The sequence below is a fragment of the Methylobacterium ajmalii genome (assembly GCF_036448855.1).
Taxonomy (GTDB): Bacteria; Pseudomonadota; Alphaproteobacteria; order Rhizobiales; family Beijerinckiaceae; genus Methylobacterium; species Methylobacterium ajmalii.
The window spans coordinates 128,577-140,571 of the sequence record NZ_JAZFXT010000021.1; the positions used below are offsets into that span (position 1 = coordinate 128,577).

Genomic DNA, 11,995 nt, shown 5'->3' on the forward strand with positions numbered 1-11,995 from the left:
GGATCGGGCCTCCCCCCAAACGGGTGATGGCGGCGCCACCCCGATCCCATAAAGTGGGCGGACTGCCTCGCTCATCGGCATGCGCCCACGCCATCGACCTCCAAGTCTCGAACTCGGCGTGGGCGCTTCCTTGACCGGACGACGCAAGCGGCATCCCTACAGCCGGCGCAACGCCACGCTCTCGATCCGATGGCTCGCGCCCTTGGCGAGGATCAGGCTGGCGCGCTGGCGCGTCGGCACGATGTTGTCGCGCAGGTTCAGGAGGTTGATGCGGTTCCACAGCCCGTCGGCGGTGTTGAGGGCCTCCTCCTCGCTGATCTCCGCGTATTTCCGGAAGTAGGAGAGCGGATCGCGGAAGGCGGTGTGGCGCAGGCGCAGGAAGCGGTTGACGTACCAGCGGTGCAGGTCGTCCTCGTGCGCGTCGAGATAGACCGAGAAGTCGAAAAAGTCCGACACGAAGGGAATCGCGGTGCCGTCCCGCGGCAGGCGCGCCGGCTGGAGCACGTTCAGCCCCTCGACGATCAGGATGTCGGGCCGGTCGACGACCGTCGTTTCCCCCGGCACCACGTCGTAGACGAGGTGGGAGTAGAGCGGCGCCGCGACGTGGCGCTTGCCGGCCTTGATGTCGGCGAGGAAGCGCAGCAGCGTCGGGGTGTCGTAGCTCTCGGGAAAGCCTTTTCGCTCCATCAGGCCGAGGCGGTTCAGCTCGGCATTCGGAAACAGGAAACCGTCGGTGGTGACCAGGTCGACCTTCGGGGTGTTGGGCCAGCGGGCGAGCAGCGCCTTGAGCACCCGGGCCGTGGTCGACTTGCCGACCGCGACCGAGCCAGCGACCCCGATGATGTAGGGCACCTTCACCTCGCGCTCGGCGAGGAGAAAGCGCTGGGTCGCCTTGAACAGCCCCTGCGTCGCCGCGACGTAGAGCGAGAGCAGCCGCGACAGCGGCAGGTAGATGGCGATGACCTCTTCGAGCGAGATCGGGTCGTTGAGCGATTGCAGCCGCATCACATCCTCGGCCGTGAGGGTGAGCGGCGTGTCGGCGCGCAGATGCGCCCATTCCTCGCGCGAGAAGACCCGGTAGGGCGAGAGGTGGTCGGTCGCCTCGTCGAGGCTCGCGGCGAGCTGCGCCGCGCCCAGCGTCGGGGCCGGGCCGGGCCCGAGCCGATCGTTGATGCCCGCCTCGCTCATGCGGGCCTCCTCGCGGCCTTCTCGGCGATGCCGCTCTGGGCGGTGCGCCGCTCCAGCTCGGCCATCACGGCCTCCAGCGGCACCTCGGCGGCGCGCAGCACCACCAGCAGGTGATAGAGCACGTCCGCCGCCTCCGCCGTCAGCCCGTCGCGGTCGCCCTGCACCGCGGCGATCGCGGCCTCCACCGCCTCCTCGCCGAGCTTCTTAGCCGGCCGCGCCGGCCCGCCGGCCACGAGCTTGGCGGTATAGGACTCCTCCGGTGAGGCGGCGGCCCGCTCGCGGACGATGCGGTCGAGGTCGGCGAGGGAGAAGGCGGTCATCAGGCTGCCATTGGAGTTGTACGCGAACCCTGGGGCCGGCGGAGCCGGGTGGTCAAGCGGCTTCCCGCGCCCGTCCCGGCCGCCATGGTCGGACGGTCAGGGCGTCGGGTCGAGCCGCATGGCGAGGCCGGCCGCCGCCATATGGGCCTTGGCCTCCCCGACGGTGTGCTGGCCGAAATGGAAGATCGAGGCGGCGAGCACCGCGCTCGCGCCCCCGTCGCGCACGCCCGCCACGAGGTCGTCGAGGCCGCCGACGCCGCCCGACGCGATCACCGGCACGGTGACCGCATCGGTGATCGCCCGGGTGAGCCCGATGTCGTAGCCCGAGCGCATTCCGTCGCGGTCCATCGAGGTGACGAGCAGCTCGCCCGCGCCCTTCGCCGCCACGAGGCGGGCGAATTCGACGGCGTCGATCCCGGTGGGCTTGCGGCCGCCATGGGTGAAGATCTCCCAGCGCGGTGCCTCGCCCTCGCCCGAGACCCGCTTGGCGTCGATCGCCACGACGATGCACTGCGCGCCGAATTTTTCCGCCGCCCGCGCCACCAGGTCCGGGTCGTTCACCGCCGCGGTGTTGATCGACACCTTGTCGGCCCCGGCGAGCAGCAGCGTGCGGATATCCTCGACCTTGCGCACGCCGCCCCCGACGGTGAGCGGCATGAAGCAGGCCTCCGCCGTGCGGCTCACCGCGTCGAGCAGGATGCCTCTCGCCTCGTGGCTCGCCGTGATGTCGAGGAAGCAGAGCTCGTCGGCCCCGGCCCGGTCGTAGGCCTTGGCGGCCTCGACCGGATCGCCGGCGTCGCGCAGCTCGAGGAACTGGACGCCCTTGACGACGCGGCCGTCCTTCACGTCGAGGCAGGGGATGATGCGGGTCTTGAGCACGGGCGCCGTTTCAGGTTCGGGGATCGATCGGGAAGTCGCGCGTGAGCATCTCGTCGCGCGTGTAGGGACATTCCTCGGGAAATACGTGCAGCGGAAGGCCGGTCTCCCGCGCAGCGTCGAGGCGCGCCCCGCGATAGGCCCGCACCACCGCCTCGTCGAGCCGCCGTTTCAGGCCCGGACTGTCGGCGAGAACGTCGGCCGCCTGATCGCTCTGATCGCGGATCGAGAGCGCCCAGCTTCGCGAGCGACGGTCGGGCTGATGATCGAACTTCAGCATATGCAGCAGCACGACCCGCCAGGCACTGACGAGGCTGCTCAATTGCGAGCGTCCCAGAGTCTCGATCTCCTCGGCCAGATTCTCACGGTCGATCGCCGAGAATGCGCCGGCGCGCAAAGCCGCGGCCTGCTCCATCGCCCAGCCGTAGAGATCGTCGTCGTAGGAGGTCGCCAACGGGCCCGGGCCCACCGGCTTGGATCTGCGAGTCGCGGTCGTCACGCCGTCACATGCCTCCGGAAGCCTGCCGCGATCCTATCACGGGGCGGGCCCGTCCGCCTCAGCCGGCGGGCCGTGCCTTCTCCTGCTGGGCCTGGGCCCGCGCGATGGCGGCGAGCGCCTCCTTCGGGTCGATGCGGCCGTCGTAGAGCGCCCGTCCCGTGATGGCGCCGGCAAGGCTCGCGCAATCGGGCTCGAGGATGCGGTGGACGTCCTCGATCGAGGCCAATCCCCCGGAGGCGATGACGGGGATCTTCACCGCCTGGGCGAGGCCCAGCGTCATCGGGATGTTGAGGCCCTTGAGGATGCCATCGCGGGCGATGTCGGTGTAGATGATCGCGGCGACGCCGGCATCCTCGAAGCGCCGGCCGAGCTCTTCCGCCGTCACCGTCGAGGTCTTGGCCCAGCCCTCCACCGCGACGCGCCCGTCCTTGGCGTCGATGCCGACGGCGATCTGGCCCGGGAAGCGGCGGGCGGCCTCGCGCACGAAGGTCGGGTCCTTGACCGCGGCGGTGCCGATGATGACCCGGCTGACGCCCTTGGCGAGCCAGCCCTCGACGGTGCGCATCTCGCGGATGCCGCCGCCGAGCTGGACCGGAATCGTCACCGCCGCCAGGATCGCATCGACCGCCGAGGCGTTCATCGGCGCGCCCGCGAAGGCGCCGTCGAGATCCACCACGTGGAGCCAGGGGAAGCCCTGCTCCTGGAAGGTGGTCGCTTGCGCGGCCGGATCGTCGCTGAAAACGATGGCCTGGGCCATGTCGCCCTGCACGAGGCGGACGCAGCGCCCTTCCTTGAGATCGATGGCCGGAAACAGGATCACGCGTCGTCACCGCAAGGCTGGAGTGGGTCGGGGGGCCGGCGCCCGGTCAGGGGCGCCAGCGCAGGAAGTTGCCGATCAGGCGAAGGCCGAGGGTCTGGCTCTTCTCGGGGTGGAACTGGGTGCCGGCGATGGTGCCGCGCGCCACCATGGCGGTGACCGCCCCGCCGTAATCGGCGCTCGCCACCACGTCGTCGGGCTCGGCCGGGCTGAGCGCGTAGCTGTGCACGAAATAGGCGTGCAGGCCGTCCGGGCCGGTCGGGATGCCATCGAGGAGCGGATGGGGCCGGCGCTCCTGCAGCGTGTTCCAGCCCATATGCGGCACCTTGAGGCCGGGATCGGCCGGCGTGATCGGGGCGACGTCGCCCGGGATCCAGCCGAGGCCCGGCGTCACCTCGTATTCGAGGCCGCGGCTCGCCAGCAGCTGCATGCCGACGCAGATGCCGAGGAACGGCCGGCCGCGCCCGTGCGCCGCCTCGGTCATCGCCTCGACCATGCCCGACACGGCGTCGAGCCCGCGCCGGCAATCCGCGTAGGCGCCGACGCCCGGCAGCACGACCCGGTCGGCCGCCGCCACGGTCGCGGGGTCGGAGGTGACGACGATGCGGGCCTCGGTGCCGGCCTCGCGGGCGGCGCGCTCGAAGGCCTTGGCGGCCGAGTGCAGGTTGCCCGAGCCGTAATCGATGATGGCGACGGTGTCGGCGCTCAACGGAGCTTCTCCCGGATCGCGCCGCCGGCCCGGGGCGGCGCGCATGGTGGCGTGGTTGCGGGGCTCACCGTTGGCCCTGCGCTTCCGGAAACAGGCCGAGCGCCGGGCTCTCGGACCGGGCATGGGCCGGAGCGGCGGGCCGCGACGGGGCAGTGCCCATCCGCGCGCCCTCCTCCCGCAGCCAGCGGGCGACGAACTTGACCTCGGCCTCCTTGGCGTCCGAGGCCGTCACCGCGTCGCGGATCGGGCGGCCGGTGCGGGCATAGGTCCAGCGCCGCAGGGACGAGGCCTCGAGCCCGACGAGCCAGGACAGGAGGAGCGCGATGGCGAAGCCCGCCGCCGTGCTCAACCCCAGCGCGAGCCCGGCGAGCCAGACCACGATCTCGGCCGCCAGCACCATCAGGCCGGCGAGCCAGAGCCGGTGCCAGAAGAACCACAGCGCGGAGAACCAGAAGGCCGGCCAGACGAAGGCGTCGGGCACGAGCTTCGCGCGGTCCAGGGCTTCCGGCTCGGCGGGATCGACCTCGTCGGGCACGTGCAGGGTGTAGGTGGTCATCCGTTCCCCCCGGGATCCGTCGTTGCGGCCTTAGAGCGAGCCCTTCGTCGACGGCACGCGGCCGCCCTCGCGGGGATCGACCTCGACCGCGTGCCGCAAGGCACGTGCCAGGCCCTTGTAGCAGCTCTCGGCGATATGGTGCTGGTTGTCGCCGTACAACGTCTCGACGTGCAGCGTGATGCCGGCATTCATCGCGAAGGCCTGGAACCACTCGCGCACCAGCTCGGTGTCGAAGGCGCCGATCTTCTCGCGGGCGAAGGTGGTGCGGAAGACCAGGAACGGCCGGCCGGAGATGTCCACGGCGACCCGGGTCAGTGCCTCATCCATGGGCAGGTGCAGGTCGGCGTAGCGCCGGATGCCGCGCTTGTCGCCGAGCGCCTGGGCGAAGGCCTGGCCGAGCGCGATGCCGCAATCCTCGGTGGTGTGGTGCTGATCGACGTGGAGATCGCCCGTCACCTTGATGTCGAGGTCGAACAGGGCGTGCCGGGCGAGCAGCTCCAGCATGTGGTCGAGGAAGCCGACCCCGGTCGCGATGCTGGCCTTGCCGGTGCCGTCGAGGGTGAGGGCGACGCTGACGTCGGTCTCGGCGGTGCGCCGGTCGACGCGGCCGGCGCGGAGGGGGGTGTCGGTCATCGGGGAAGTGCTGTCGCCAACGGAAAACGGGCTGCCTTGTTAGAAGGCAGCCCGCGGAAACGCCAGGGGTGATCCGGGCTTTATACCCTCGCGCGCATCAGGGCGCCTCGGCAACCGGGGATCAGCCCGCCGCCAGCACCCGCGCGCAGACCGCGTCGAGCTTGGCCATGAGGGCCGGGTCGCGGTGGGTCGGCGCGGTCATGATCGCACCGTCCAGCGCCCGGTCGGAGCCCGCCGGGCACGGCACCCGCTCGGCCGGAAGGTCGCGGGCGAGGCGGCTCACCAGGCGGGCGGCCTTCGCGGCGTTGGCGCGGGCCACCGCCACCACGGCGGCGACGTCGACCGCGCCGTGCTCCGGGTGCCAGCAATCGAAGTCGGTCACCATGGCGATCGTCGCGTAGGTGATCTCGGCCTCGCGGGCGAGCTTGGCCTCCGGCATGTTGGTCATGCCGATCACGTCGTAGCCCTGCGCCTTGTAGGTGAGCGACTCGGCGTAGGAGGAGAATTGCGGCCCCTCCATGCAGACGTAGGTGCCGCCCTTCCTGACCGCGATCTCCTCGGCCTCCGCCGCCTCCAGGATGCGGGCCTGGAGCGCCGGTCCGACCGGATGGGCCATCGAGACGTGGGCGACGCAGCCGTTGCCGAAGAACGACGAGGTCCGGCCGACCGTGCGGTCGACGAACTGGTCGACGAGCACGAACAGGCCCGGATAGAGCTCCTGCCGGAACGAGCCGCAGGCCGAGAGCGCGACGATGTCGGTGACGCCGACGCGCTTCATCGCGTCGATGTTGGCCCGGTAGTCGATGCCCGACGGCGAGAGTCGGTGGCCGCGGCCGTGGCGCGCCAGGAAGACCACCGTCGTGTCGCCGATGCGGCCGATCCGCAGGGCGTCCGAGGGCTCGCCCCAGGGCGAGGCGACCGCCTCCTCGCGCACGTCCTCCAGCCCGGGCAGGTCGTAGACGCCCGACCCGCCGATCACTCCGAGCACGGCCTTGACCATGGGGTTCTCCTTCGTGTGGCCGAAACGATGTGTGGTCGAAACGAAAGAGGCCCCTCGCGGGGCCTCTGGTATCGCTCTCGGGTGCCGGTCAGCTCGTCTTGTGCAGCTCGGGCTGCAGCCCGTGCGTCTCGCCGCCGACGTCCGACCAGATCTTCTTCTTCACGTAGTAGAGCAGGCCCGCCAGGACCAGCAGGAACAGGATCGCCCGCAGGCCCAGCGACTTGCGCGCCAGGAGATGGGGCTCGGCCGTCCACATCAGGAAGGCGGTGACGTCGCGCGAGTACTGATCGACCGTCTCCGGCGCGACCGGCTGGCCGTTGGCGCCCTTGGCGTAGGTCACCTGACCGTCGCTGAGGGGCTTGGGCATCGCGATGACGTGGCCCGGGTAGTACTCGTTGTAGTGGCCGCCCGGCGGCACGGTCACGTCCTTCGGCGGCTCTTCCTTGTAGCCGTTGAGGAGGGCGTGGATGTAGTCCGGGCCCTGCTCGGTGTAGCCGACGAAGGGCAGCCAATCAATGATGAACCACAGGCCGCCGCGGGCGAAGGTGCGGGCCTTGGCCATCAGCGACAGGTCCGGCGGCGCCTTGCCGCCGTTGGCGGCGGCCGCGGCCTGCTCGTTGGGGAACGGCGCCGGGATCTTGTCGGCCGGGCGGCCGGGCCGCTCGAACATGTCGCCGGAATCGTTCGGCCCGTCCTTGACCTTGTACTCGGCCGCCAGCGCCTTGACCTGGGCGGCGGAGAAGTCGGGTCCGCCTTCCTGCTCGAGGTTGCGGAAGCGGATGTAGCTCAGGCTGTGGCAGTTCGAGCAGACCTCGCGGTAGACCTGGAAGCCCCGCTGCAGCTGCGCCTGGTCGAAGGTGCCGAACACCCCCGAGAAGGTCCACTTCTCGCGGTGCGGCACCGGCCCGTGGTCCTCCGCCGAGGCGGCGCCGGCCGACAGGATCGCGGCGAGAGCGGCCGCCACGAGAGCACGTGTTCTGATCATTCCCCTCGATGCCCCTTGCGGCGTCGTCATTCTGATGGGCGGTCGTGAGGCGGGAGCCCGCGGCCCCCGCCTCGCGGCGTCGCTTATCCCTTGGTCGAGGGAGCAGCGGCGGCGCCGGCGGGAAGGCCGGAGGAGCCGACCTGCTTGCCCGGGCCGGTGACGCTCTCGAGGATCGAGCCCGGCAGGGGCTTCGGCGTCTCGAACAGGCCCACCAGCGGCATCACGATCAGGAAGTGGGCGAAGTAGTAGACGGTGGCGATGCGCGAGGCGAGGACGTAGCCGCCCTCCGGGGGCTTCGAGCCGAGCCAGCCGAGCAGGAAGCAGCAGAAGATGAACAGCCAGAAGAACTGGCGGTAGATCGGCCGGTAGTTGGCCGAGCGGACCCGCGAGGTGTCGAGCCAGGGCGCGAGCGCCAGGATGATCACCGCGCCGAACATCAGCACCACGCCGCCGAGCTTGTCCGGCACCGCGCGCAGGATGGCGTAGAAGGGCAGGAAGTACCACTCGGGCACGATGTGCGCCGGCGTCACCGCGGGGTTCGCCGGGATGTAGTTGTCGGCATGGCCGAGGTAGTTCGGCTGCAGGAAGATCCAGTAGGCGAAGAAGGCGAAGAACACCACCACCGCGAACACGTCCTTGATGGTCGCGTAGGGAGTGAAGGGCACCGCGTCCTTGCCGGTCTTGATCGGGATGCCGGTCGGGTTGTTCTGGCCGGTGACGTGCAGCGCCCAGACGTGCAGGACGACGACGCCGGCGATCATGAACGGCAGCAGGTAGTGCAGCGAGAAGAAGCGGTTGATGGTCGGGTTGCCGACCGAGTAGCCGCCCCAGAGCAGGCTCTGGATGGTGTCGCCGACGATCGGGATCGCCGCCAGGATGTTGGTGATGACGGTAGCGCCCCAGAACGACATCTGGCCCCACGGCAGGGTGTAGCCGAGGAACGCGGTCGCCATCATCAGCAGGTAGATGATCACGCCCAGGATGTAGAGCACCTCGCGCGGGGCCTTGTACGACCCGTAGTAGAGGTTGCGGAACATGTGGACGTAGACCGCGATGAAGAACATCGAGGCGCCGTTGGCGTGCATGTAGCGCAGCAGCCAGCCGTAGTTCACGTCGCGCATGATGTGCTCGACGGAGTTGAACGCCTCGGTGGCCGAGGGCTGGTAGTGCATCGCCAGCCAGACGCCGGTGATGATCTGGGAGCCCAGCATCACGATCAGGATCGCGCCGAACGTCCAGAAGTAGTTCAGGTTACGGGGAACCGGGAACGCGATGAACGAGGAATGGACCAGGCCGACGATCGGCAGCCGGGCCTCGAACCACTTCGCGATGCGGCTCTTGGGGACGTAGGTTGTGGCGTGTGCGCTCATGGGGCAGCCCGCGTCTGGCGTTGCTTCACGATCGGCGAAAGATCAGGCGGTGGCGCCTTCGCCGATGCGGACCTTGGTGTCGCCCTGGAAGGCGTAGGGCGGGATCGGCAGGTTGATCGGCGCCGGGCCCCGGGTCACCCGGCCCACCGCGTCGAACTGCGAGCCGTGGCAGGGGCAGCCCCAGCCCTCGTGGCCGTTGGCGTTGGCGATCGGCACGCAGCCGAGATGGGTGCAGTTGCCGTAGGCGACGAGCCAGCGCTCGTGGCCGTCCTTGACGCGGCCCAGGAACGGCGCCGGGTCGATCATGCCGGCGGGGGCGACCGCCTTCATGTCGGCGACTTCCTTCTCCGTGAGGTGGCGCACGAAGATCAGCTTGCCGCGCCAGAACACGTTGACGATCTGGCCGTCGGCGATGGGGGTGAGGTCGACGTCGATCGGGGCGCCGGCGGCGATCGTCTCGGCGTCGGGCGCCATCGAGGCGACGAAGGGCCAGGCCAGGGCGGCGGCCCCGACCACGGCGCCCGCACCGGTGGCGAGGAACAGGAAGTCCCGGCGGGTCGACCCGTGGGGATGCGCGGCGTCCGAGGGGGCGGCGGTGGTGGCCAAGTTCCGGCTCTCCCGAGAGATCGTTGACGCAAGAATCGTTGACGGCGGCGGGCCCACCGCCGGCGCGGCGCGCGGCGTGAGGCCCGCAGGAAGGGTCGGCGGGGTTCGTCGAACCCCGGTCCTGCCGGACCGAAGCACCTCCCCGCTCATCGCGGCAATGCGACCGGGCGTCGCCGCGCGGGTAGCTCTCTGGCACGGCCAAGCCCCGGAATCCAGGGCGAAAAGGCGCGTCGAACCAGAGGAATTCCAGATTTTCCGCGAGTGTGTTGCAGGGCGTACCGCACTGCACCGGGGCGGCCCGGAGGCCGCCCCGGCCGGGCGCGAGATGGCCTACTCGGCGGCGGCGCCGACGCGGCCTTGCACCGCGGGTGCGCCGGTATGGCTCAGGCGCAGCACGGTGATCATGCCGACGATGCCCGCGCAGGCGATCAGCAGCAGGCCGCCGGTGAAGCTGCCGGTCCAGTCCTTGATGGCGCCGACGGCGTAGGGAGCGACGAAGCCCGACAGGTTGCCGATCGAGTTCACCACCGCGATGGCGCCGGCGGCCGCGGCCCCCGACAGGGTCTCGGTCGGCAGCGTCCAGGTGATCGGGAGCGCGCCGAAGATGCCGAGCGCGGCGCCCGAGAACAGCACCACCTTGACGATCGGGTCGCCGACCAGCGCCGCCCCGACGGTGCACAGCGAGGCGCAGGCGAGCGCCGCCGCGAGGTGGTAGCGGCGCTCACGCTTGGCGTCCGAGCGCTTGCCCCACCACAGCATGCCGACGGTGCCGACGGCGTACGGGATGATCATCACGAAGCCGGTCTGGGCGTTGGTGAGACCGAAGCCCTTGAAGATCTGCGGCAAGAAGAAGCCGAAGGCGTAGAGCAGCGCCACGGCGCCGAAATACACCACCGCGATGGCGAGCACCCGCGGGTTGAGGATCTCCTGGGTCAGCGGCACGTGGCCCTGGCGCGGGGTGCGGGCGGCCTCGGCGGCGAGCGTCTGCTCCAGCCAGGCGCGCTCGTCGGCGGCAAGCCACTTGGCGTCGGCCGGGCGGTCGGTGAGGTAGAAGTAGGTCATCACCGAGAGCACCACCGCCGGCAGCGCCTCGATCACGTAGAGCCACTGCCAGCCCTTGAAGCCGAGCGCGCCGTCGAGCTCGAGCAGCAGGCCGGAGATCGGCGAGCCGATGACGCTGGAGAGCGGGATCGCCACCATGAACAGCGAGACGATGCGGGCGCGGTAGGCCGCCGGGAACCACAGCGTCAGGTAGAAGATGATGCCCGGGAAGAAGCCGGCCTCGGCCGCGCCGAGCAGGAGGCGCATGATGTAGAAGCTGGCCTCGCCGCCGACGAAGGCCATGCCGCCGGAGATCAGGCCCCAGCTCAGCATGATGCGGGCGATCCAGCGGCGCGCGCCGAACTTCTCGAGCGCCAGGTTCGAGGGGACCTCGAAGATGAAGTAGGTGATGAAGAACAGCCCGGCCCCGAGGCCGTAGGCGGTGGCCGAGATGCCGAGGTCCCGGTTCATCGTCAGCGAGGCGAACCCGACGTTCACCCGATCGAGATAGGCGACGAAGTAGCAGACGATCAGGAACGGGATCAGGCGCCAGCTGATGCGCCTGATGGTGCGGGCTTCGATGTCGGACGTCACGGCTGTCTCCTCCCCGGCGCGTCGTTGGCGCGGCCGAATTGCAAGCGGCGGCCGGGTTGCGACGCCCGGCTCTGGCGCCGGGATGACCGGATTGTCGTCGGTTGGCAAGCAGCGACGATCTGCGGAGGCCCGCGCACTTGTGGGAGGGGCCGCTTCTGGTCTAGTGCTCGCCCTCCCCCGCCGGTGACGCCCCGCAGCGAGGCCGCCCGGCCGCGCGCTCGCCCCGGCGCCGTTCGAGATCTTTGAAGAAGTTCGCCATGGTCACGCCACGCCGAGACAGCGGCGCCGTCAGGCCCCAGCTCACCGGAGCCCGGGTGCTCGTCGTCGAGGCCCGCTACTACGAGGACATCGCCGACGAGCTGCTCGCCGGCGCGACGGCCGCGATCGAGGCCGCCGGTGCAGAGTCCGTGGTCGTCACGGTGCCGGGGGCGCTGGAGATCCCCCAGGCGGTGGCGATCCTGCTCGAGGCCGCCGCCCGCGCCCACAAGCCCTACGACGCCGTGGTGGCGCTCGGCTGCGTCATCCGCGGCGAGACCGGCCACTACGACATCGTCGCGGGCGAGAGCGCCCGGGCGCTGATGGACCTGTCGGTCGTGCTGCGCATGCCGCTCGGCAACGGCATCCTCACCGTCGAGACCGAAGCCCAGGCCCAGGCCCGCGCCCGCGTCGCCGAGATGAACAAGGGCGGCGGCGCGGCGGAAGCGGCGCTGGCCGTGCTGGCGCTTCGCCGCGCCGAGGAGGCGGGCCGCCAGGACCGCACCATCGGCTTCACGCCCCGCCGCAACCCGGAGACCGAGTGAG

14 protein-coding genes are annotated in these 11,995 nt (G+C 70.6%); 1 reads left to right on the plus strand and 13 read right to left on the minus strand.

Translation table 11 applies throughout. The features are described from left to right. Window positions 1–156: 156 nt before the first annotated feature. The 13 genes from coaA to V3T34_RS08315 form a co-directional block, all read right to left on the minus strand. A complete protein-coding gene (coaA, locus tag V3T34_RS08255) occupies window positions 157–1,137 on the minus strand; it encodes a type I pantothenate kinase (protein ID WP_058617119.1) in 981 nt (326 codons plus the stop codon). 47 nt (window positions 1,138–1,184) lie between these two features. Further along, complete coding sequence (locus V3T34_RS08260; protein WP_060850133.1) at window positions 1,185–1,508, minus strand: phosphoribosyl-ATP diphosphatase; 324 nt, start codon at window positions 1,506–1,508, stop codon at window positions 1,185–1,187. A 96-nt stretch (window positions 1,509–1,604) separates the two neighbouring features. Further along, complete coding sequence (hisF, locus tag V3T34_RS08265) at window positions 1,605–2,387, minus strand: imidazole glycerol phosphate synthase subunit HisF (RefSeq protein WP_200601859.1); 783 nt, start codon at window positions 2,385–2,387, stop codon at window positions 1,605–1,607. Between the two features lie 10 nt (window positions 2,388–2,397). Beyond that, window positions 2,398–2,838: a DUF29 domain-containing protein gene (locus V3T34_RS08270; RefSeq protein ID WP_305076619.1), complete on the minus strand. Its 441-nt coding sequence runs from the start codon at window positions 2,836–2,838 to the stop codon at window positions 2,398–2,400. 103 nt (window positions 2,839–2,941) lie between these two features. After that, window positions 2,942–3,703, minus strand: a complete 762-nt coding sequence (gene hisA / locus V3T34_RS08275) for a 1-(5-phosphoribosyl)-5-[(5-phosphoribosylamino)methylideneamino]imidazole-4-carboxamide isomerase (RefSeq protein ID WP_305076620.1) — start codon at window positions 3,701–3,703, stop codon at window positions 2,942–2,944. A 46-nt stretch (window positions 3,704–3,749) separates the two neighbouring features. Continuing rightward, on the minus strand, window positions 3,750–4,409 hold the full coding sequence (gene hisH, locus V3T34_RS08280; RefSeq protein WP_305076621.1) for an imidazole glycerol phosphate synthase subunit HisH: 660 nt from the start codon (window positions 4,407–4,409) through the stop codon (window positions 3,750–3,752). Window positions 4,410–4,473: 64 nt separating this feature from the next. Next, entirely contained in the window at window positions 4,474–4,965 is a 492-nt protein-coding gene (locus tag V3T34_RS08285; protein WP_305076622.1) for a DUF2628 domain-containing protein, read from the minus strand. 30 nt (window positions 4,966–4,995) lie between these two features. Beyond that, window positions 4,996–5,598 carry an imidazoleglycerol-phosphate dehydratase HisB gene (gene hisB / locus V3T34_RS08290; RefSeq protein ID WP_060850127.1) on the minus strand — a complete coding sequence of 201 codons (603 nt, stop codon included), beginning with the start codon at window positions 5,596–5,598 and terminating at the stop codon, window positions 4,996–4,998. A 121-nt stretch (window positions 5,599–5,719) separates the two neighbouring features. After that, a complete protein-coding gene (locus tag V3T34_RS08295) occupies window positions 5,720–6,598 on the minus strand; it encodes an S-methyl-5'-thioadenosine phosphorylase (RefSeq protein WP_060850126.1) in 879 nt (292 codons plus the stop codon). Between the two features lie 88 nt (window positions 6,599–6,686). After that, the gene (locus V3T34_RS08300) at window positions 6,687–7,583 is read right to left on the minus strand and encodes a cytochrome c1 (protein ID WP_305076624.1); all 897 of its coding nucleotides are present in this window, start codon (window positions 7,581–7,583) and stop codon (window positions 6,687–6,689) included. A gap of 83 nt (window positions 7,584–7,666) precedes the next feature. Next, the gene (locus tag V3T34_RS08305) at window positions 7,667–8,953 is read right to left on the minus strand and encodes a cytochrome b (protein ID WP_060850124.1); all 1,287 of its coding nucleotides are present in this window, start codon (window positions 8,951–8,953) and stop codon (window positions 7,667–7,669) included. A gap of 42 nt (window positions 8,954–8,995) precedes the next feature. After that, complete coding sequence (gene petA / locus V3T34_RS08310) at window positions 8,996–9,559, minus strand: ubiquinol-cytochrome c reductase iron-sulfur subunit (protein WP_060850123.1); 564 nt, start codon at window positions 9,557–9,559, stop codon at window positions 8,996–8,998. A 330-nt stretch (window positions 9,560–9,889) separates the two neighbouring features. After that, entirely contained in the window at window positions 9,890–11,194 is a 1,305-nt protein-coding gene (locus V3T34_RS08315) for an MFS transporter (RefSeq protein WP_060850122.1), read from the minus strand. A 257-nt stretch (window positions 11,195–11,451) separates the two neighbouring features. On the opposite strand from V3T34_RS08315, the gene ribH reads away from it, so the two are divergent. After that, on the plus strand, window positions 11,452–11,994 hold the full coding sequence (gene ribH / locus V3T34_RS08320) for a 6,7-dimethyl-8-ribityllumazine synthase (protein ID WP_060850869.1): 543 nt from the start codon (window positions 11,452–11,454) through the stop codon (window positions 11,992–11,994). The last annotated feature ends 1 nt before the right edge of the window (window position 11,995 follow it).

Coding starts and splice junctions, on each gene's coding strand:
- V3T34_RS08260 (WP_060850133.1), bottom strand. CDS start 1,508: ATGACCGCCTTCTCCCTCGCCGACCTCGACCGCATCGTCCGCGAGCGG.
- V3T34_RS08285 (WP_305076622.1), bottom strand. CDS start 4,965: ATGACCACCTACACCCTGCACGTGCCCGACGAGGTCGATCCCGCCGAG.
- hisB (WP_060850127.1), bottom strand. CDS start 5,598: ATGACCGACACCCCCCTCCGCGCCGGCCGCGTCGACCGGCGCACCGCC.
- V3T34_RS08295 (WP_060850126.1), bottom strand. CDS start 6,598: ATGGTCAAGGCCGTGCTCGGAGTGATCGGCGGGTCGGGCGTCTACGAC.
- V3T34_RS08300 (WP_305076624.1), bottom strand. CDS start 7,583: ATGATCAGAACACGTGCTCTCGTGGCGGCCGCTCTCGCCGCGATCCTG.
- V3T34_RS08305 (WP_060850124.1), bottom strand. CDS start 8,953: ATGAGCGCACACGCCACAACCTACGTCCCCAAGAGCCGCATCGCGAAG.
- ribH (WP_060850869.1), top strand. CDS start 11,452: ATGGTCACGCCACGCCGAGACAGCGGCGCCGTCAGGCCCCAGCTCACC.